Source organism: Deinococcus sp. Arct2-2 (genome assembly GCF_004801315.1).
GTDB lineage: Bacteria > Deinococcota > Deinococci > Deinococcales > Deinococcaceae > Deinococcus.
The window spans coordinates 25,362-46,427 of record NZ_SSNW01000021.1; the positions used below are offsets into that span (position 1 = coordinate 25,362).

The 21,066-nt window shown below is 61.1% G+C and carries 18 protein-coding genes; 5 read left to right on the forward strand and 13 right to left on the reverse strand.

The features are described from left to right. Nucleotides 1-26 precede the first annotated feature (26 nt). Together dbpA and E7T06_RS10650 are read left to right on the forward strand one after the other, a co-directional pair. Entirely contained in the window at nt 27-1,412 is a 1,386-nt protein-coding gene (gene dbpA / locus E7T06_RS10645; RefSeq protein WP_136365775.1) for an ATP-dependent RNA helicase DbpA, read from the forward strand. A gap of 443 nt (nt 1,413-1,855) precedes the next feature. After that, entirely contained in the window at nt 1,856-2,449 is a 594-nt protein-coding gene (locus E7T06_RS10650; protein ID WP_136365776.1) for a hypothetical protein, read from the forward strand. 72 nt (nt 2,450-2,521) lie between these two features. On the opposite strand, the gene E7T06_RS10655 is transcribed toward E7T06_RS10650, so the two are convergent. The 11 genes from E7T06_RS10655 to E7T06_RS10705 all read right to left on the reverse strand — a co-directional run bounded on the left by E7T06_RS10655 (nt 2,522) and on the right by E7T06_RS10705 (nt 16,224). Then, nucleotides 2,522-3,622 (reverse strand): LLM class flavin-dependent oxidoreductase, encoded by a 1,101-nt coding sequence (locus tag E7T06_RS10655; RefSeq protein WP_136365777.1) that lies wholly within the window; start codon nt 3,620-3,622, stop codon nt 2,522-2,524. A 236-nt stretch (nt 3,623-3,858) separates the two neighbouring features. Beyond that, entirely contained in the window at nt 3,859-4,884 is a 1,026-nt protein-coding gene (locus tag E7T06_RS10660) for a LacI family DNA-binding transcriptional regulator (protein ID WP_136365778.1), read from the reverse strand. A gap of 246 nt (nt 4,885-5,130) precedes the next feature. Continuing rightward, nucleotides 5,131-6,183: an alcohol dehydrogenase catalytic domain-containing protein gene (locus E7T06_RS10665; RefSeq protein WP_136365779.1), complete on the reverse strand. Its 1,053-nt coding sequence runs from the start codon at nt 6,181-6,183 to the stop codon at nt 5,131-5,133. After that, nucleotides 6,180-7,190, reverse strand: a complete 1,011-nt coding sequence (locus E7T06_RS10670; RefSeq protein WP_136365780.1) for an arabinan endo-1,5-alpha-L-arabinosidase — start codon at nt 7,188-7,190, stop codon at nt 6,180-6,182. The genes E7T06_RS10665 and E7T06_RS10670 overlap by 4 nt, the downstream gene beginning before the upstream one ends. A gap of 11 nt (nt 7,191-7,201) precedes the next feature. Continuing rightward, a complete protein-coding gene (gene araA / locus E7T06_RS10675; RefSeq protein WP_136365781.1) occupies nt 7,202-8,710 on the reverse strand; it encodes an L-arabinose isomerase in 1,509 nt (502 codons plus the stop codon). After that, a complete protein-coding gene (locus E7T06_RS10680; protein WP_136365782.1) occupies nt 8,707-9,408 on the reverse strand; it encodes an L-ribulose-5-phosphate 4-epimerase in 702 nt (233 codons plus the stop codon). Before E7T06_RS10680 ends, araA begins: the two co-directional genes overlap by 4 nt. Further along, entirely contained in the window at nt 9,405-11,117 is a 1,713-nt protein-coding gene (gene araB / locus E7T06_RS10685) for a ribulokinase (RefSeq protein ID WP_136365783.1), read from the reverse strand. Before araB ends, E7T06_RS10680 begins: the two co-directional genes overlap by 4 nt. Before the next feature lie 86 nt (nt 11,118-11,203). Further along, on the reverse strand, nt 11,204-12,094 hold the full coding sequence (locus E7T06_RS10690; RefSeq protein ID WP_136365784.1) for a carbohydrate ABC transporter permease: 891 nt from the start codon (nt 12,092-12,094) through the stop codon (nt 11,204-11,206). After that, nucleotides 12,091-13,008: a sugar ABC transporter permease gene (locus tag E7T06_RS10695; RefSeq protein WP_136365785.1), complete on the reverse strand. Its 918-nt coding sequence runs from the start codon at nt 13,006-13,008 to the stop codon at nt 12,091-12,093. The genes E7T06_RS10690 and E7T06_RS10695 overlap by 4 nt, the downstream gene beginning before the upstream one ends. Nucleotides 13,009-13,161: 153 nt before the next feature. Continuing rightward, a complete protein-coding gene (locus tag E7T06_RS10700; RefSeq protein ID WP_136365786.1) occupies nt 13,162-14,457 on the reverse strand; it encodes an extracellular solute-binding protein in 1,296 nt (431 codons plus the stop codon). A 189-nt stretch (nt 14,458-14,646) separates the two neighbouring features. Further along, nucleotides 14,647-16,224 (reverse strand): alpha-L-arabinofuranosidase C-terminal domain-containing protein, encoded by a 1,578-nt coding sequence (locus E7T06_RS10705; RefSeq protein WP_136365787.1) that lies wholly within the window; start codon nt 16,222-16,224, stop codon nt 14,647-14,649. 248 nt (nt 16,225-16,472) lie between these two features. Between E7T06_RS10705 and E7T06_RS10710 the strand changes: the two genes are divergently transcribed. Further along, nucleotides 16,473-17,120, forward strand: coding sequence for a DinB family protein (locus E7T06_RS10710; protein ID WP_346763200.1), 648 nt, complete (start codon nt 16,473-16,475; stop codon nt 17,118-17,120). 544 nt (nt 17,121-17,664) lie between these two features. Here the strand turns inward: E7T06_RS10710 and E7T06_RS10715 are convergent. Both E7T06_RS10715 and E7T06_RS10720 read right to left on the reverse strand, forming a co-directional pair. Continuing rightward, on the reverse strand, nt 17,665-18,450 hold the full coding sequence (locus tag E7T06_RS10715) for an MHYT domain-containing protein (RefSeq protein ID WP_136365788.1): 786 nt from the start codon (nt 18,448-18,450) through the stop codon (nt 17,665-17,667). Nucleotides 18,451-19,511: 1,061 nt separating this feature from the next. Further along, nucleotides 19,512-19,970, reverse strand: coding sequence for a hypothetical protein (locus E7T06_RS10720; RefSeq protein WP_136365789.1), 459 nt, complete (start codon nt 19,968-19,970; stop codon nt 19,512-19,514). Between the two features lie 147 nt (nt 19,971-20,117). Here E7T06_RS10720 and E7T06_RS21485 point away from each other — a divergent pair, with 147 nt between their 5' ends. Both E7T06_RS21485 and E7T06_RS21490 read left to right on the forward strand, forming a co-directional pair. Continuing rightward, nucleotides 20,118-20,522 carry a transposase gene (locus E7T06_RS21485; protein ID WP_205750889.1) on the forward strand — a complete coding sequence of 135 codons (405 nt, stop codon included), beginning with the start codon at nt 20,118-20,120 and terminating at the stop codon, nt 20,520-20,522. After that, complete coding sequence (locus tag E7T06_RS21490) at nt 20,522-21,001, forward strand: transposase (protein WP_240740969.1); 480 nt, start codon at nt 20,522-20,524, stop codon at nt 20,999-21,001. Before E7T06_RS21485 ends, E7T06_RS21490 begins: the two co-directional genes overlap by 1 nt. The last annotated feature ends 65 nt before the right edge of the window (nt 21,002-21,066 follow it).

The window sequence follows — 21,066 nt, forward strand, 5'->3', positions numbered from 1 at the left end:
CTCCGCTTCGGCCCATACTTCTGGTCATGACTTCTGCCCCGTTTTCTACTTTGCCCCTCAGCGCCCCGGTGCTGGCTAACCTTGCCACGCTGGGCTACCACCAAATGACGCCTATTCAGGCCCAGAGCTTGCCGCCCGTGCTGGAAGGCCGTGACCTGATTGCACAGGCCGAAACGGGCAGCGGCAAAACGGCGGCCTTTGGGCTGGGCCTGCTGCACCGCCTTGATTCGGCGTGGCTGGCGGTGCAGGGTTTGGTGCTGTGTCCGACTCGGGAGTTGGCCGATCAGGTTGCCAACGAACTGCGGCGTCTGGCACGCGGCGAAGGCAACATCAAAGTGCTGACGCTCACTGGCGGCGTGTCGTCGCGCCCGCAGGCTGCCTCGCTGGAACACGGGGCGCATATCGTGGTGGGCACGCCGGGCCGCATCCGCGATCATTTGCGGCGCGGCTCCCTTGATCTGGCGCACGTCAAAACATTGGTGCTGGACGAAGCCGACCGCATGACCGACATGGGCTTTTACGACGAAATTGCGGCCATCGTGGGTGCCTGTCCCCAGCCCCGCCAAACCCTGCTGTTCTCGGCCACTTACCCCGACGATATTCGCCGGGCCACCGCCGCTTTTCTCAATCAACCTGTAGAAGTGACCGTGAAGGCGCAGCAGACCACCGATCAAATCGAGCAGCGGTTTTATGAAGTGGAATTTGGCGAGCGGGACGCCGCCGTGGGCCACCTGCTGAAACAGTTTCGGCCCGTGTCTGCGCTGGTGTTTTGCAATACCAAAGTCCATTGCCGCGAACTGGCCGAAGAACTACGTGCCCAAGGTTGTTCGGCGCTGGCCCTGCACGGCGACCTAGAGCAGCGCGAACGCGACGAAATTCTGGTGTTGTTTTCTAACCGCAGTTGCTCGGTACTCGTAGCCACCGATGTGGCCGCACGCGGGCTGGATATTGCCGGGCTGGGGGCCGTGATCATTGCCGACGTGTCTAGAGATACCGAGGTGCATGTTCACCGTGTGGGCCGCACAGGACGCGCAGGCGAATCGGGCTTGGCCCTGACCTTGTGTGCGCCCAACGAAAAGAAGTGGGTAAGCTTGATCGAAACCTACCAAGGTGCCCCAGTGCAGTGGTATCCGCTAGAAGAACTGGACACCGACCACGCGGAGGCTTCGCCCGCCCCGATGGTGACGCTGTGCATTCGGGGCGGCAAGAAAGACAAATTGCGCCCCGGCGACGTGTTGGGCGCACTGACCGGAGACGGTGGCCTCAGCAAAGAGCAGGTGGGCAAGATCAACGTGTTCGAGTTCATGACCTATGTGGCGATTGACCGCCAAGTGGCCGACCAAGCCTTCGAGCGCCTGAACGGGGGCAAAATCAAAGGCCGCAGCTTCAGCATGCGCTTCGTAGAGGCGTGACTGGGGCACTTTGAGAGAAGGCCCATTTGCACAGCGTTTTTTGATTCCTGTGCGGCTGAGTAACTCCAAACGGGGCAAGCATCGACCGTCGATGCTTCCGGGCGAACCCCCCAGTCTGCTTGGCAGCCAGCCCCCCTTAAAGGGGAGCGCAACAGCACTTGTCCTCCCCTTTAAGGGGGGGCGTTGCGCGAGCAACGGGGGGGTTCACCTTCCAGCTCCATGTTCCCAAGATGTTGCCAACCTAAGCAAGAATCAATAAGCTGCACGGCGTTCAGTCAAACGCCATCCGATCAATCCGTTGATCGAATCTCGTCCAGCGTTCTGTAGGAGTCGGGGAGCGGCGAGTGGGCCGTGCAAAGCGTAGAGCATGTTTCCTTGTGCAGCTCTTCTCTTGCTGGGCAACAGAGCATCAGCCAACGCGCCCGCGATAATGCACCTGAGCCATGACCGTCGCCACCGACCTCCGAACCTTTTGCCGCCAGTATCAATTTCGTGCGCTGTGGGCCGACATCGACTTTTTGGAGAGGGTGGTGTATCCGCAGGCTTACGCCATCGACCCTAGCCTGCCCCGGCCCTCCATGCTGCGGGGGCGGCCCGGCGAAACGGGGCAGTGGCCGCTGCTGTTTTGGCAAATTGTGGAGCGCCGAATGGGTGAATATGAAGCGGCCCAAGACTGGAGCAAAGGCCTCAGCGCCCAACAAGTGTTGCTGAATTGGGTGGCAGACGTGAATCGGCGCGGCCAACAGCTCCTCACCGCTTGGCAGGCTCAAGAGGTTTTAGAGCGCAAAGTGTGGGGCGCTCCTGATGCTGAGCTGTACACAGGTTTGCACGCCGAACTCACCCGCAGCCTTCAGCGGGCCACGCTGTTCGGAGCCGCCGTCCAGCGGGGCGAATTTCAGGCCCGACACGCCCGCTACGTCGTGTGGCTTGCCCACCAGCAGGCCCGCGCCCAAGTGTCTCCGGCTCAGCCTGCCCAGCAAGTGCAGCTCTTTTCAAGCGAAGTCGCTCATGTTGTGTCTAGGGTCGGCGGGCCTTAACCTGCTTAAGCGTCAGCCCTGTTGCCTTACACGCAAGTGGAGTGGGTGCCGTCTTTCCCCTCCCGTGTGCTTTCAATACTGGTGGATCAGTGGCCGGGCGGGAAGGCTGGCCTGCTGTGGATACAGATTCGCCAGCAGCTCATAGGCGCGTTTGCGGTCTGCTAAGCGGTGCATCAGGCTGCCTACCATCAGTTCTTGCGCTCCCGTAACCTGCAACACATGATCTAGCCGCGCCTTAACGGTGTCTGGGCCGCCCGCCACCACGCGCCCACTTCGCTGCATCGCCCCCAACTGTGCGCGTTCGGCGGCGCTGTAGGGGTAGGCTTCCGCTTCTTCCACACTGGCAAAGGGGGCACCCTCCCCGCGCATCAGCCGCAAGAACATCAGGACCAGTGGCAGAGCCAGCCGCGCGGCTTCTTCGTCAGTGTCGGCCAAGATGACTGATTGAGCCACGATCACCTGCGGCTGTGCAAAGGTGGCCGAAGGCTGGAAGGCGGCGCGGTAATGCGCGATAGACTGCGCGGCCAACGGCAGATCGGGGTTGATGTGGGTCGCAAACGCCAAGCCCGCCCCCAGTTCTGCGGCCACCGCCGCGCCGTGCCCGGAGCTGCTGAGCATCCACAGCGGCGGCAGCGGTTGATCGTAGGGAGCGGCCACGATGCCCCGGAAGGGGTGGTCTGCCGGAAAATGTGGACGGGCGGCAGACGAGCTAGGAGGAGTCTGATCCGAGAAGGCCAGCAATTCGGCCAATTGGGCCTCGAAGTCGTCGGCCTGCACCGCCCCGCGAGATCTTCGGAGGGCCAGCGCCGTAGTCAGATCGGTGCCGGGAGCGCGGCCTAGTCCGAGGTCGATGCGGTCTGGGGCCAACGCCTCCAGCAGCCGGAAAGTTTCGGCCACCTTCAGCGGCGCGTGGTTGGGCAACATGATGCCGCCCGAACCCAGCCGCAGCGTCGTCGTGCGCTGGCTGAGGGCCGCGATCAAGAGTTCTGGGGCGCTGCTGACCAACGACTGCATATTGTGGTGTTCGGCCAGCCAATATCGCCGGTATCCCAGCGCCTCGACATGCTGGGCAAGGTCAATGGTGTCCAGAACAGCCTGCGTGCTGCTGCTGCCGGAAGCCAGCGGCACCAGATCCAGCACAGACAGGATGGGAGAAGTGGCAAGAAACGTCATAGCCGCAGTCTGAACCATTTGCCACCTTCAGACCGTTCTGGGCGTCCTTTCTGGCAGCGCTCCAGACTGGGTGAACCTGAGGGCGAGGAAGCTGACACGAATTTTATTCCCACACGCCCGGAACCGAGTCGGCTGCGCGTCCATAACGCGGCGTCCGTACACCTCCCACGCCCTCTGCCCGAATCGAAAGCCGAAGTGTGCGGCCCTCAACCGGAACTGGTTCACTTATCGGGTTATCATCTTGCCGGAACAAAGCGCGGCCCAGTGCTGCCGCGCAAGATCAGTTGCGGCTGAAACACGACGTGGCGGCTGTGGGCGTTCGGTTGCTCGATCAGGCGCAGGAGTTCGTCTAGGCTTTTGCGTCCCAGCAGGCCAAAATCTTGCACGACGGTGGTCAGGGGCGGATCGTAGTAGGCGGCTTCGGGGGTATCGTCGAAACCCACCACCGACATCTGTGTGGGTACATTCAGCCCCGCACCCTTGAGGGCCGTCAGCACGCCCAGCGCCATCTGATCGTTGCCCGCCAGCACCGCCGTGAACGATATTCCGGCGTCCAGCGCCCGCCGTGTGGCCGCAAAGCCGCTCCCCGGACTCCAATCGCCCTCGGCGCGGGGCAGCACAGTCAGCCCGTGCCGCTCCAGCGTTTGCACATAGCCCTGATGCCGCAACTCGGCGTCGCTCCATTCACGCGGGCCGCTGATGTGCAGAATGTCGCGGTGGCCAAGGCTGATCAGGTGTTCGGTGGCAATGACCGCCCCCTCTACTTGATCGATGCTGACGGTGGTGCCGTCCACATCGGCAGTGGCGTCTACCAAAATAAACGGCGTCTGACTGCCGAGGCCCCGCACGATGTCGTGGGCGTCGTAGGGGGCCAGCAACACTACACCGTCTACACCAAATTGTTGCAGCCGCCCAACTGCGCTCAGCATCTCGGCTTCCTTAAACTCGCGTAGCGTGACCAAAATCACCTCGTAGCCGTGTTTGCGGGCGCAGCGTTCCACATTCTGAACCACTTGCGACGGCCCGTATTGCTCGGTGCCGTAGGCCACCACGCCCAGCAGTCCCGAACGCTTGCTGACCAAACTTTTGGCGAGCAGGCTGGGGCGGTAATTCAGCTCCTGAATGGCCTTCAGCACACGTTCGCGGGTGGTGGCCGCCACACTGACATGGTTGTTGACGACCCGCGACACCGTTTGATACGACACCCCAGAATGGCGGGCGACATCATGAATGGTCACGGCGGTGGAACTGGTTTTAGACATGATTGCCTTGTGAATACAGTGCAAGCGAAACAAGGTGGAGCGCGGCAGCCATACGCGGCAATCTATCAGAGGCCGCCTAGAAAAGAGATCGGAATGTTAGGCAGCTATTCTGAAAAGGAGAGTCCGGTGCGCTGTATCTGGCACAGTGTTCCAGCGTAGAGCAGAACAGATATAAAACGGCTGTGAACGATTGGTCAACTCGGCAGTCATTTAAATTGGCGGCTGATCTTCATGCACCCCCTCAGGTCACACCGTCACCATGACCTTGATCACGCCGGGTTCGTACTGCGCGTGCCGTTGGAAGGCCCGTTCCACCTCGGCCAGTGGGTACACGTCGCTGACCAATTGGTCGACGTCCAGCAGGCCGCCCGCCACCAGCGCAATCGCCGCCGGGTAGGTGTGGGCCATACGCCGCGCAAAGATCAGAGACAACCCTTTGCGGCGGGCCAACGAATGCTGCACCGTCATCCGGTCATCGCCGGGGATGCCCACCAGCACCACCCGCGCACCGGGCCGGGCCAGCAAGGCGGCGTCCTGCACCGAGGCGTCGGCCCACGCTGCTTCAAAGACCACGTCATAGAGGCTGTCGTGCGGCGCAGAGAATCCGGCGTCGGTGCTGGTTGCGCCCATCTGTGCGGCCAACTCGCGCCGCCACGCCAGCGGTTCGGTCACGTGCAGCGCCGTTACCCCGTTCAGGCGCAGGAGGGCCACCAACAGCAGGCCAATCGGCCCGGCCCCCACCACCGCCGCCCGGTCGCCTACTCGCACATGCCCCAGCCTCAGCGCGTGCAGGGCCACGCCCAACGGTTCCAGCATCGCGCCGCCCACATCGGTGATCTGATCGGGCAGGGCAAAAGTGTTGTGGGCAGGCACGTTCAGCAGGGTTTGCAGCGCCCCGTCACGCGGAAACACGCCCATAAACGTGTGATTGGGGCAGAGGTTGGGGTGTCCCTCCAAGCAAGAGCGGCAGTGCCCGCAGGCCACATGGGGTTCCACCGCCACGCGCATTCCGGGGTGCACAGGCCGCCCCTCACCGTCCGTGCAGCCTTCCGGCGCAGTCACGATTTCGCCCATAAACTCGTGCCCCAGCACCAGCGGCGACAGAATTTCGGTGGTGCCGATCCGCCCGTCTTGGTACATGTGAATGTCGGAGCCGCACACGCCCACCGCCCAAATTCTCACGGTCACTTCTCCGGGGGCTGGCGCGGCAAGCTCGCGCTGCACGAAGGCAAAGGTGCCGGGGGCGGTCAGGACAGCGGCGGTGTGGGTTCTTGCGACTGTTTCGGTCAGGTGGATCATGGCGTGGCCTCTGGCGGTACGGCGGGCAGCGTGGGCCAGCCGTCTGCGCCCCACACGATGGGCGAGGTTTGCAGCAGCGGTGTGCCGCCGCCTTCGCCGTCATAAAAGTGATAGGCCAACATGTCGCCCGCTGGGGTCCGGAACACTTCTTGACCCCCCGGCCCGATGTAGCGGCCCTTGCTGGCCTGTAGTTCTGTGCCGCCGCCGTCTAGCAGGGAGCGTCCAGCGCGGTCTAAGTACGGCCCGGTCACGCTGCGCGAGCGGCCCACCATGATCCGGTAAGTGCTGCTGAGGCCCGCGCAACAGCGGTCAAACGACACGAACAGGTAGGTGTAGCCGCCGTGCTGCACCAAACTGGGGGCTTCTATCGCCCGGCCTCCGCGAGAAGCCAGCCGCACTTCGGACGTACCGGATTTGGTGAGGCCGCTCACCGGGTCGAGTTCGCGCAGGCGAATGCCGTCCCACCACGAGCCGTAGGTCAGCCACGCCCGCCCATCGGCGGTATCGAGGCGGGCCGGATCGATGGCATTGAAGGAGTCTCCCGCCTTGCTGGACAGCACCAAGCCCCGGTCTACCCAACCTCTGCCGGGGCGCTTGGGGTCGAGTTTGGGATTGGTCATCAGGCCGATACCGCTGGTATTTTTGCCGAAAGTCGAGGCGGAATAATACAAATAAGTGACGCTGCCCCGCTGAAACAGACTGGGTGCCCAGAGGTTGGGCGGCGTTTCTCCGAGCAATTTGGCAACCCACGCGGGCTGAGCGTTGCCCAAGTGTCCGGCGTCGGCCCACGTCACGCCGTCTGCCGAAGTTTTCAGGCGCAGCGTACCCGCGTCAATGCCCTCGTAGCCGGTACCCATTGCCACGTCACCGCCCGCCAAGTGCAGCACCGTAGGATCGTGAAGATTCAGGTCGCCGCGCAGGGTGGGTTGCGGCTTGGCAAGGCTGCCGCCGAGGGCCAAAGCTCCGCCGAAGAGGACTGCACCGCCTAGGAAAGTAAGCTTTTTCATGCGCACCCCTTTCATGCCCTCAATCCCTGTGCCAGCACGTAATACAAGTCGTTCAGGCGCAAGTTCTGGCGGAAGTCGCGCAGTCCCGTCGATTCATCGATCACCGCCAGTTCGATGCCCGCAATAGCCGCAAAATCTTCGATGTGTTCGGTGGTCACGGCAGTGCTGTAGCCCGTGTGGTGCGCTCCGCCCGCATAGATCCACGCGGCGCAGGCGGTCTTGAAATCGGGTTTGCACTCCCACACGGCCCGCGCCACAGGCAACTGGGGCACATCGGGATGCTCCACCGATTCCACCTCGTTCACGATCACCCGGAAGCGGTTGCCGAGGTCGATCAGCGACACGTTGATGGCCGCGCCCAATGCGGCGTCGAACACCAAGCGCACCGGGTCGTCTTTGCCGCCGATGCCCAGCGGATGCACTTCCAGCCGGGGCCGCGCCGCCGCTATGCTGGGGCAGATTTCCAGCATATGCGAACCCAAGACTTGATGCTGACCGGGGGCGAGGTGGTAGGTGTAATCTTCCATAAATGACGTGCCACCCGGCAATTCGTGGGCCATCACCTTCATCGCCCGCACCAGCGCCGCCGTTTTCCAATCGCCCTCACCGCCAAAGCCATAGCCCTCGGCCATCAGGCGTTGGGTGGCGAGGCCCGGTAATTGGTTCAGGCCGTGCAGGTCTTCAAACGTGTCGGTGAAGCCCCGGTAGCCGCCCTCCTCCAGAAAAGCCCGCATGCCCGCTTCGATGCCTGCGCCGTCGCGCAGGGAACTGTGCCGCTCGCCGCCGGGTTGTAACTCGGGGGCCACGTCATATTCGGCTAAATAGGTTTGAATCAGAGTGTCGATTTCTCCGTCGGTCACGGCGTTCACGCGCTGCACGAGGTCGCCTACCGCATGGGTATTCACGCTGAAACCGAAGCGCAGTTCGGCACTGACCTTGTCGCCCTCGGTCACGGCCACCTGGCGCATGTTGTCGCCAAAGCGCACGAATTTCGCGCCCTGCCAGTCGCTCCACGCCCACGCCGCCCGCGCCCACACGCCCAAGCGGGCCTGCACTTCGGGGTCGCTCCAGTGGCCTACTACGACTTTGCGTTCCAGCCGCATGCGGGTATGCAGGAATCCGGCCTCGCGGTCACCGTGCGCCGACTGGTTCAGGTTCATGTAGTCCATGTCGATGCTGTCCCACGGCAGATCGCGCCCAAATTGGGTATGCAGATGAACGAACGGCTTGCTGAGGCTGCTAAGGCCACCGATCCACATTTTGGCGGGGCTGAAGGTGTGCATCCACAGCACCAAGCCCGCGCAGGAGGGGTCGGCGTTGGCCTGCAAGCACAGGGCGCGAATCTCGTCGGGCGTGGTCAGCACGCCTTTGGAAATGATCGGCAGCGGCAGAGCGGGCGCGGCGTCTAGCGCCTCAGCGATGGTATGGGCATGAGCCGCCACTTGCTCAATCACTTCGGGGCCGTACAAATGCTGCGAGCCGCAGACGAACCAGAGCTTGGGGGTGTCGAGCTGTTTCAAGGCGTAGGTTCTCCGGGTTGGGCGGCCCGCTGACCATAGACGGTGGTATAGCGGGTGTAGAGGCGGTCGATGTCGGCGGGGGCGAGGGGCACGGGTTGTCCCAATTGCACGGCAAGAAAGGCAGTGCGGGCCACGTCTTCGCACATCACAGCGGCTTTCAGGGCGGCCTGCGGCGTGTTGCCCACCGTAAACACCCCGTGATTTTGCAAAATGATGGCGGGCGAACGGTGGCCGCGCAGCACCCGCACCACTTCCGCGCCTATTTCCTCGCCGCCGATGGGGGCAAACCCGCCGCAGGGAATCGGCCCACCAAATTCGTCGGCCATAGCGGTGAGGAAGCACGGAATCTCGCGGGCGTTGGCGGCCCACGCGGTGGCATATGGGCTGTGGGTATGCACGATGCCACCCACGTCGGGCAAGTGGCGATAAATGTACGCGTGGGTGGCGGTATCGCTGCTGGGGCTGAGGCTGCCGCCGTGTCCAGTGTGGTCTAACACTGTGGCGTGCAGGTCGGTCAGCACCATCTTTTCGGGAGTGAGATCTTTAAAGGTGACGCCGCTGGGTTTGATCAGCATTCCGCCCGCCACCCGCGCACTGATATTGCCGCTCGTCCACGTTACGAGGCCGTTTTTAGGCAATTCCAGATGCAGCCGGGTCAGGTCTTCGCGCACGCTTTGAAGCGAATCAGGCCGCGTCACCGGGCCACCTCTAGTGGGGGTGCGGAGATAGGGTCAGAGACCGCAGGAGCAGCCGTAACCGCTTCCCCTGACAACCGTTTCAGGCGCTTCATCACGTCGTTCAGGCCGCGCCCGAAGTAGTCGTGCAGGGTCAGGTATTCGGCATACAGTTGGTTGTATACCGCGACGTTGCTGGGGTTGGGCGTGTACACGCCGCGCTGCACTTGGCCCATCTTCTCTGCCGCCGCCCCAATATCGGGGTAGACCCCCGCTGCCACTGCTGCGTGCATGGCGCTGCCCAACGCTGGGCCTTGTTCCACGTCCAGCACGCTCAGGGGGCGGTTCGTCACGTCGGCGTAAATCTGCATCAGCATGCGGTTTTTCTTCAGCCCGCCTGCGATCACCAGTTCATGTACAGGGACGCCACTGGTCTCGAAGTTCTCGATGATGACGCGTGTGCCGTAGGCAGTGGCTTCGATCAGGGCGCGGTACAGGTCGGGGGCGCGGGTGGCGAGCGTCAGGCCCACCACGACGCCGCTGAGGTTGGCATCCACCAGCACGCTGCGGTTGCCGTTCCACCAGTCCAGCGCCATCAGGCCGTGCTCGCCGGGGCGTTGGCGGGCGGCTTCCCGTTCCAGCACAGCATGAATAGTCAGCTGCTCCCGCTCTGCCTGTGCGAAATACTCGGCAGGCACAGCGTTTTTCACCAGCCACGCGAAAATATCGCCTACTCCGCTTTGGCCTGCTTCGTAGCCGTAAGCGCCGGGCACGATGCCGCCGTCGACGACGCCGCACATGCCCGGAACTTCAGCCCGCTTTTCTGCGATCAGCACATGACAAGTGCTGGTGCCCATAATTGCCACGAGTTGCCCCGGCCCAGTGACTCCTGCGGCGGGCGCGGTCACGTGGGCGTCTACATTCGCCACCGCAACGGCTGTGCCGGGCAAGAGGCCCGTCCACTGCGCGGCCTGCGTGGTCAGGCGTCCGGCCAGAGCGCCCAACGGACTGAGTTCGCGGCCCAGTTTTTCATCCACCACATTGGCGAACGCTGGATTCAGCGCGGCGAAATAGTCGGTGGGAGGGTAGTTGCCGCCCTGCACCATCGCCTTGTATCCGGCGGTGCAGGCGTTGCGGGTTTCCACACCCGTCAGTTGCCACACCACCCAGTCGGCAGCCTCGATAAACCGTCCCGCGTGGGTGTACACGTCGGGGTCTTCTTCCAGAATTTGTAGAGCTTTGGCAAACAGCCACTCGCTGCTGATTTTGCCGCCGTAGCGGGCCAACCAAGGCTCGCCGCGTTCTTCGGCCAGCGCATTGATGCGGTCTGCTTGTGGCTGCGCGGCGTGATGTTTCCAGAGCTTGACCCAAGCGTGCGGGCGGCCCGCGTATTCGGGGAGGAAGCACAGCGGGGTGCCGTCATGCCAGGTTGGAAGTACCGTGCAGGCTGTGAAATCTATTCCGATGCCCACAATCTGATCTGGCGCAATTCCGGAAGCGGCCAGTGCTGCGGGCACGGCTTGCTGAAGTACGTCCAGATAATCTTGCGGATGTTGCAGCGCCCATTCGCGGCCCAGTGGGGTGCCGTCGGGGAGGCGGCGATCCATGACCCCGTGCGCGTAGGGCGTGACCGCTTCGGCCAGTGCGAAGCCGTCGCTGGTGCGGATGACTACGGCCCGGCCAGATTCGGTGCCGTAGTCGATGCCGATGGTGTAGAGGGGAGGTGCGGCCATCACGGGACTCCTTGAGGGACAGAGAGGGAACAGGGTGTGAACGTTCACTGATGATTGGCGCGGCTTAGAGAATCACTGCTGCCGCTTCAGCCTTTGAGCCCTGCCGTCGCCATCACGCCTTCGGTTACGCGGCGCTGGAAGATGAGGTAGGCGAAGATGGTGGGCACGGCTGCTGTCACTGCCGTCGCCATCGTTTTGGCGTAGGCGACTCCGTAGGCCGACTGAACCTGCGTGATGCCCACCGGAATGGTCAGCTTGGCGGTGTCGTTCATGACGATAAACGGCCATAAGAAGTTGTTCCAAGCGGCGATGAAGGTGACGATAGCCAGCGAAAACGTGATGCTCCAGTTCAGGGGCAAGAAGATGCTGAACAGCACCCGCGCTTCACTGGCTCCGTCGATGCGGGCGGCGTCTCCGAGTTCGCTGGGGATTTGATCGAAAAACTGTTTGTAGATCACCACCGCGACTGGCGCGGCGAGTTGGGGCAAAATCAGCCCCATCACGTCGTTCACCAGTCCCAGCTTGTTCACCAGAATAAAGAGAGGAATCAGGCTGGCCTGAAACGGAATCATGAAGCCCGCCAGAATCAGCCAGTAGAGCCAGCGCCGCCCCCGAAAGTTGATTTGTGACAGGGCGTAGGCGCACAGCATGGACAGCAGCAGCACCAGCACCGTAATGACCAACGAACTGACGACGCTGTTGAGGTACCAGCGCACCACCGGGCTGTTCTGAAAAATATAGGTGTAGGCGCTGAAATCTATGGTTTCGGGCCAGAGCTTGGGGGGCAAGGCCACCGTATCGTTTTCGGGCTTGAGGGAGGTGATGAAGGCCCAGTACAGCGGAAAGACCCACGCCCCGGCCAGCAACACCGTGAGGAACGTGACCACCGCACCCGGCAACCGCGACAGGCGGCGGCGCAGGGTGAGGGGCGGACGGGTGGCGGCCACCGCCGGGGCAAGGGGAGGGCTGCTGGTCATGAGCGTTCACCTCGGTTGAGTAGGCGGAACTGGATGGCCGACACCAGCAAGATCACGGCCATCAGCACAACGCCGATGGTGGAGGAATAGCCCCCGTGCTGTTGCTGAAAGCCTTCGCGGTAAGCGTAGAGCAGCAGCACCAACGTTTTATCGAAGGGGCCGCCCTGTGTCAGCAGATAAATCTGATCAAAAATCTTGAATTGGGCGATCAGTTGCAGCAGCAAAATCAGGCTGGTGACGGGCCACAGGTTGGGCCACGTAATAGACCAGAACAGCCGCCAGCCCGCCGCGCCGTCCAGCGCCGCCGCCTCGTAAATTTCGGGCGAAATGTTCCGCAGACCGGCAATAAAAAGCAGGATGTTAAATCCAACCGTCCACCAGATCGTGACGAACGCCACCGAGGGCAGCGCCCACACCGGGTCTTGAAACCAAGTGACGGTGCTGCCCGTGAGGAAATTGAACAGGCCGAAGTTGGAATCCAGCACCCAGTTCCAGACATTCGTGACGACGCTGACGGGCAGCACATACGGTAAGAAAAAGGCCGCCAGCACCAGATTCTTTAGCCGGTTCAGCCGCAAAATCAGCAGCGCCAGCCCCAGCCCGATCAGGGTATTGGGCACCGCCGTCAGCAGAATAAACAGCAGGGTGTTAAGCAGCGCCGTCCAGAAAGTGGGTTCTCCAAAGAGCCGGGTGTAATTTTGCACGCCCACGTAAGCACCGTTGCCCGACAGGTCGGCGTTGGTAAAACTGAGTTGCAGCACGCGCAGGGTGGGATAGATCAAAAACAACAAGTACAGCGCCACGAAGGGCAGCACCAACAGCGCCGCCGTCAGATATTTCTGACGAACTTGGCTGGCGCGGCCCGGCGGGGGAGGTACAGGGGCGGCGGGTGGGCGAGCAGGAGGACTGATCATAGGCGCTCAACCTCTTCTGAAACTGGTCTGTGGTTTGGTGGGAAGGGGAGAGGGAACACCACGCCCCGCCGTGCAGAGGCAGGCGGGGCGGTGGGCCGTTCTCCTCAGGTTTTAGTCGAAGATTCCTAATCAGGAATTCCTCAACTGGCCCGCTTACTTCACGAAGCTTTGCAGGGCCGTTTTCAGTTTGGCGATGCCCTGATCGGCAGTGGCTTGCCCCAGCAACACGGGCGTAAAGTTCACGCCGATGGCGTCGTACACGGGGCCACCCACGCCGAAGATCGGAGCGGTGGGTTCCAACCGGGCGTCTTTGGCCGAGGTCGCGGAGTACTGGGTATTGGGCTGCATACCCTTATACGCGGCGCTGGCCTGCGTGGGCAAGTAGGCCGGAATATGGCCGCCGCCCGCCCAAGTGTTGCCGCCCTGCTTGTTCACGTAGCCGATAAAGGTCATGACGGCCTTCAGCTTTTCGGGGCTGAGGGGAGTCTTGGCGTTGCTGGGAATCGCCAGCATATGCGAGTCGGCCCAAGTGCTGCCATTGTTGCCGTACAGCGCGGGGAAGCTCATGATGCCGTAGTCGAACTTCAGTTGGCTCTTGGCTTTGGCGTCTACCATCGTGGGCACTTCCCAGTTGCCGTTGAGCATCATGGCGGCGCGGCCTGCCGTAAAGAGTGCCACGCCCGCCGGGTAGGTCACGTTTTTGGTAATCAGGCCCGCCTTGCTCCAATCGGCCATGATTTGCAGTGCGGCGCGGCCTTTGGTGTCTAGGTCGGTCAGAGACAGTTTGCCGTCTTTGACCAAGCTGCCGCCCTGCTGCAAAAACAGGCTGTACCACAGCCGCCACACTGAGGCCGAATCCTGATTGCTGCTGAGGGCAATGGGCGTCACGCCCGTTTTGGTCTTGATGGCTTGCAGCGTCTTGGTGAGGTCGGCCACGCTCTTCATCGGCATCAATTTGCCGTCTGCACCCAGCACGCCCGCTTTTTTCAGCACGTCTTTGTTGTAGTACACCACGAAGGTGTGGGTATCGAGGGGAATGCCGAACAGACCGTTGGTTCCGGCATTCTTGGCATCGGTGGTCAGGGTCGCCACCAGATTCGACTGGAAGTCGCTGGACTTCAGGCCGCCCAGCGCCAAATCTGCCGTACTGAAGGCCCGCAAATCTTTTCTCTGAAGTCCAGCGGGTGTGGCCGAGAGGTGATAGGTCATCACGTCGGGCGTCTGGCCGGAAATCACGGCGGTATGCACCTTAGTATAAAAGGGGTTACCCCACGTCTGGGTGGTGCGCTCTACCTTGATGGCCGTCTGGGACGCGTTGAATTGATCGACGATCTGCTTCATGCGTGCGCCGTCGCCGCCGCCGAAGAAGTCCCAAAAGACCACAGTGGTCTGGGCGTGGGCTGCGCTGGTAAGGGCCAAACCGAGGGCGAGCAGTGGGGATAGACGCATATAACTTTCCTCCAGAAGGGGGTGTGCCGTACAAGGCACGCAGGATGAGAGCGAAGCCGCACCGCAGCGGCCAGAACGTCGCGGCCAGAACAGCGTATCCAACGGCGTATTTAACTTTGTGAACGATCACATCTTACGGACAGCCGGTGCGGGATGTCAAGCCCCATGCCGCACCTTCGCCGCGTGCCGCTAAGGCTGAGGGTGCTGAGACAGCAGGGTCGTAAAGGAGAGCGGCGGCAGCAGCAAGGTGGCCTGCGAGCCGTGCACCACGGGTGCAGAGATAGGCTGAGCGGTCACGGCGTCGGGTGCCTCGAAGGAGTTGCCGGCCATCGGATCAACGTCGCTCATTTGCCATGCCTGCGTGATGGCCTGCGGTGCGCCGTTTTCCCACGTCACGGTCACTTGGAGCGGCTGGGTTTGAGAGCGGTTCACCAAAAAGGTCGCGCCCTGTCCGGTCGTTTCATCGAAGCTGGCCGATACGTCCAACTGGGAAACGCCGCCATACCGCTTGGTGTCGTGCATGGGCGCACGCACCAGCGCGGCAAGGGCGTGCCCAGCGGCATGGTTGCTGAACAAGGTCAGCGGATAAAAGATCGTTTGGCGGAACATAGCGTCCCGGCGCGTCATGATCGGCGCGATCACGTTCACGATTTGGGCGATGCAGGCGATCTTGACCACATCGGCTTTGTTGAGGAAGGTATTGAGCCACGTCGCCACCACCAGCGCGTCTTCGAGGTTGTACTCCTCCTCCAAAATGTGCGGCGCTTCGCTCCAGTCGCCGTCGCCGCCTTTGGCGCGGTACCACACGTTCCATTCGTCCCAGCACAGGTGCACGTCACGCTTGGAGCGGTTTTTGGCCTTCGCCACCCGGATCGCGGCGGCCAGCGTATCGGCATGTTCGGCAAAATGGATACTGCTGGCAAGGTAGGAATCGGTATCCAGCGGCAGACGCTCGGTATTGGAGATGGTGGGATATGGGTTGGCCGCGTAGTGGTGCATGGAAAAATAGTCGATCTGGTCGTAGGCGTGATTCAGCACGGTCATGTCCCAATCCGGGTAGCCGGGCATAGACGTGGCCGACGAACCGCAGGCGATGGTTTTGATGCTGGGATCCATCCAGCGCATGAGTTTGGCGGCCTGCACCGCTTTTTCAGCGTAGGTGGCGGCGTCCATCTGCCCGATCTGCCAAGGGCCGTCCATCTCGTTGCCGAGGCACCAGTATTTGACGCCGTAGGGGTCTTGCTGCCCGTTGGCCGCCCGCAGGTCGCTGTACAGCGTGCCAGTGGGCAGATTCATGTATTCCACAAGGTCAGCGGCGTCCTGAATGCTGCCCGTGCCCAAGTTCACCGCCCACATGGGTTCGGTACCCAGTTCGCGGGCAAATTCCATAAATTCGTGCGGCCCGAACTGGTTGGTCTCTATGGAGCGCCACGCCAGCGCACGGCGGCGGGGGCGGTTTGCTTTGGGGCCAATTCCGTCTGTCCAGCGGTAGCCCGACACGAAGTTGCCGCCCGGATAGCGCATGATTCGGTAGTTGGTTTCGCGCAGGGCGGCCAATACGTCGAGGCGCAGGCCGCGTTCATCGGACAGCGGCGATTCGGGATCGTAAATGCCTTCATAGATGCAGCGCCCCATATGCTCGGCAAATCCGCCAAAAATCAGGGGTGAGATTTCTCCGATGGTGCGCCCGGTATGCAGGGCGACGCTGGCCTGCGCGGGAGTGGCTGGAGTGGGAGTGGCCTGTGAGCCGGACTGAACTTGGGTCAAGAGGATCGAATCCTTTCCGGGCCGTACAAGAGCGGGTTCCCGGCATGAGGGCACTGTGCCTGCATACGGGCAGGACAGAGAAGAACACCCGCCCCACAGTGGGCGGAGAGAGCAGCAACAGACCCCTTCAGCATACATTGTGATCGTTCACAGTCAAGAGGGGCCGCACGAGAGCTGCTGCGGGATGGGGCGTCCGTGTGTCCCTCTGGTGTGCAACCCGGTGAGACTGTGCCCAACCCTGTGCTTGTGTGCGTGCTGCCGCCACCAATTCCCAAGCTGTCAAGAGTGCGGAGGCGGAGGCTTCTGCACCGTCTGCTTGGCCCGCCGCCGTACACTATGAGCATCACCCATTGGCCCGCTTCCGTCCCGTACCGGAGAATCCATGTATGCCTGACCTGACCTTGCCACTCGAAACGTTCCGCCGCAATGCCCGTGTCAATGCCGTCCTGCTAGCCGCCCTGACCCCCGCCGACTACGAGTTCAGCGATGGCCGGGGCGGCTGGACGGTCGCAAAGCATTTGACCCATATGGCTGGATTCCGCGCCGATTGGCTCTCCAATATTTCTCCGGCGCATGTGGAACCGCTCTTTGTGTTGGTAGACGGCAAGTATGTGTGGCGCTGGGAAGGCCGCGCTCCCGCCGAACTGCGCGAGGCCTTCACGGTCAGTGACGAGGCGGCGTTGCAGGCCGTACACAACGCCATCCAGAACAACCAGCCTTTTGCAGACCCTTGGAACGAGGGCACGTATCAGTCGAATCCGGTGCATTTTTTGATGCATACGGTGGTTCACGACAGCCACCACCGGGGCCAAATCATGAGCGTGCTGCGCTTGGGAGGCCATTCCCCAGAACAGATGGACGCTTTAGAAAACCATTGGGCCATCTGGCGCGAATAGAGCGGCTTTGCACGGAACCCAAGTGTTTGTATCATCAATGGTTCGGACGGTTTTTGGTTCCAAAACACGGATCATGTAAAAATGTTGTCTGGGACGCCTTGCCTGTTCCCCCCTCTGCTTTGCAGCTCTGCGAGGCCCAATCTCCCCCGCAAGGGTAGAGGAGCCAAAACACTGCGTTTGTCGCCAGCGCTACCAGGACTTGGGCAACTGGCCGAACCATTGCTCGTACGGACTTGAATTGTGTCCTTGACATAGAGTAGGGACGCCGCTCGCACGCCCCCTCACCCCGCTGCTGACGCAGTGTCCCCTTTACTCGTGGGAGAGGGGAGAAAACATATCCGAGAAGCTTTCTAGTCCCGTATGAGGTAGGTTTTTATTCCGTTTGTTCGCGCCCCTCTTGGCTCTGGCTGTTGAGGAAGGCCACAGTCGAAAACGCTTGAAACGCCGTGTTGATCGCGGCGTTTCAAGCGTTTTTACACTTGTATAAGGGCTAAAGTTTATTCCGCCCCATCACTTTCCAGTGAAGACTTACAAAACGGTTTGATCAGTCGCCGCTTCTGCCCACAACTGGCCTGTTGTCTTGGCCTGTGATGATGTAGACCAACGCCAGTCCCAGCACCAAAAACGTGGCAAACAAGATCAGGATGCTGAGGACGGTGGTGTCGGTGGCAAACAAGTTGGTCTGCAAAGTGGCAGACGCCGCGCTGAACTTGATGGCCGCCATGCCAGTGTAGTGCATACCCACGATGGCCGCGCCCATGACCAAACCTGCTCCAATTTTTAGCCTCAACAGCGTTCCACGGGCCATTTGGAGGGCACGCTTGGTGTTCACCTGTGCGAACAAGAACAAGGCGATAGTAGCTGCCGCAATTGCGATGATGACCGAGAGAATGAACGGCACAGCAAGGTACGTGGTCGGTGCGCCCGTTTGCAGGGCCATCATTCCGGTGTAGTGCATGACGCTGATGCCGAAACCTGCCACCACGCCTCCCGCCAGAAAGCGTCCCAGATTGGGCGTACCGCCGTTGACGATAAAGAGCGCCGCCGTTACGAACCCAACCGCAGCCAAGCCAGATGCCACCGTTGTCACGAGGTTGTACTGAACCAGTGCATCCAGATCGAAGGCCAACATGCCGACGAAATGCATGGCCCAGATGCCGTAGCCGAGCAGCGCTCCTTGGGCCAGCAGGCGGCGTTTGCGGCCCGCTTGGTCGGTGCCCATGCGGCTGGCCAGTTCCAGTGAAATATAGGCGGCGAACGCGGCAATAACGTAGGAGAGGGCGACGTACCCCCAGTTCCAAGTGTGGGCGAGATGTTGCGTGTGATCCATAACGGCTCCTTTGGGTTGGCCGGACTGCGGTGGGCAGCCAGCAGAGAGAGAACTTGGAAACGGCAAAGCCTAAAGTTGTTAGACATAGGGCAGATGGCCCGAAGTCTTAAAGTCTTGGGGAAGCAGGTGCTTGCCGTTCAGGGCGGGCAGTTGAGTTGTGTGTGGACGTTGGCGGCGCTTCCGTCTCGGGGTTACCCGCAACAATGCCCCATGATCGGCCACTCACCGTCATCTCTTTGGGGCAACGTCATTTAAATCTGGTCTACGGTTGCTACAAGTAAAGCGCTCTTGCTTGGTGAAAACAGACGCCTGATATGAATCATGAATGAAGTGAGGTCAACATGAGTCTTGATTAGTGTGATCACCCAAGCTCATAGACTCTGTGGGGTCTCATACGAATCGTGGGGTGTTAATGGGGGTATTGGGGGCGGTTGATGACTTAAGGGTTGATTGAGTAGGACGCCGCTTTTTGGTCTCAATGTTCCTCGATCACAATGCTCACGCTGCACGCTAGAGCTTGTTGCAAGCCCTATAAATGCCCTCGTAGCTCTACAGTCCCTTCCCCATCAAAGTTGTTAATGACCATCGCTTCATTCGTGCAAATGTCGCATTAGTTGTATCTTTGGACCTGACGCTACGGAGTTAATTAACAGACCGTCATTACAAAACGGGTCTCCAAATGCAGCCCACATCATCACCTTTAGCGGAAGGCATTTGGAGACCTGTCGATCTGTTGATTCCTGTCCGGCTGAGCAATGTTCAGACTTGACGATTCTGGGCGAACCCCCAGTCTGCTGTGCAGCCAGCCCCCCTCAAGGGGAGCGCAGCAGCCCTTGTCCTCCCCTCTAAGGGGGGCGTTGCGTGAGCAACGGGGGGGTTTACCTTCCATCTCAACAGTTCAAAGTGTTGCCTAACAAGGCAGGAATCAATAAATTCGTTCGCTCTGCTCAGGCATCTGTTGCCACATATGCCAGAGCGACGCGCCTGAGCAGCTTTCGCGGCTAGAGACTCACGCACAGTGCGGGTGTGAGGCAACCTCCGCGATCCCTCTGTCTTGCCTCTTAGGGTTGGGTCGCGGCCTGCATGGGGTGCAAATTCAGGGTGTAGCCGAGAAGTTCGCGGCCCAACAAGACCGTTCGCAGGTAGCCGTCAAGGCTGACCTGCCCGTTTTGCTCGCGCCGAACAAGGTACACATTGGCGCGGTGGCTGCCGTTCTCGTACAGATTCAGCGTCAGCTCTGTGCCGTCTTGCAGGCGTTTAAAGCTGCCGCTGCCTGCATAGGTCTTGCGGCTCTCCAGATTCACCAAAGTGCCGCTGGCACGTCCGTCGCGTTCTACGAGACTGACGGTCAGGCGGTACGGTACGCGCCCTGTGGGGCCGACGCCGACACCTTCGTACATGCCATTAACTTGCCGTTCCAGCGCCGTGCTGGGCGGCAGATAAGCGCCCCACGCACAGCCTCCCAACAGCGGGGCCAACAGTAAGGCAGGATGGGGCAATCGCAGGGGCAGGCGGCGCATGGAGCGCAGCTTACGCACACCTCATGAATTGGGCCTGATGCTGAAGAAAAATTAGCGATTCAATTGACGGAATTCCACTTTGCCCCTTAAGAGCCTGTCTGGAAAGCGTGCTGGTTGGGGAATGGCCCGTAGGATACTCTTTTTTTAATGACGCGGCGACCCACTTACCCCAGCGACACTAGCGACGAAGAGTGGGCCATTCTTGGCCCACTGATCCCTGCCCCCCGACTTGGCGGGCGTCCTGCTCACGTCGTTCGCCGTGACATCGTCGATGCCATCTTTTACGTCAAACGCGGTGGGGTGTCCTGGCGCATGTTGCCCGCTGACTTCCCACACTGGAAAACGGTCTACGATTATTTCCGACAGTGGAACAAGAGCGGTCTGTGGGCGCGCGTCAATGACGCGCTCCGCGTCCGGACGCGGGAAGGTCTGGGACGCAATGCGGTGCCCACAGCAGGAATCGTCGATTCGAGGAGCGTGAAGACCTCGCAACAAGGGGGGTTCGAGGCTACGACGGTGGTAAGAAAGTCAACGGACGAAAGCATCATCTGATCGTTGACACCCAGGGCTTGTTGCTGGGGGTCAAGGTCTTGCCCGCGAACATTACCGATCGGGAGGGGAGTCAGCAACTCCTTCAGGAGTTGCGCCAGAACCAGCCCCAGATGAAACTCCATCTCTTCGCAGACGGTGGATATAAGGGCAAATGGGAGGGCTGGGTCAAAACGACCCTGGGCTACTCCGTGGAAATCGTGCAGCGCTCCGACGCCAATACCCGAGGGTATTGGCTCCCACAGGGGCAGGAACTGACCGAGGAGCAGATCAAAACGTTTCGGGGTCACCGAGGCTTTGTGGTGATCAAAAAGCGCTGGGTCGTGGAGCGCAGCTTCGCCTGGTTGTCCTTCGACCGTCGACTCAACCGTGAATATGACCTGCTACCCCAGACCACCGAAGCGTTTATCTTCCTCGCGTTCATTCGCTGTATGATTCGCAGACTCGCTGCTTTTGCCCAGCCAACCGCAGTTTCTCCTTGATTCCTGCCTTTCCAGACAGTCTCTAATCATCACCAGAGAAGCGGGAGTGGGAAGAAGACGGATGC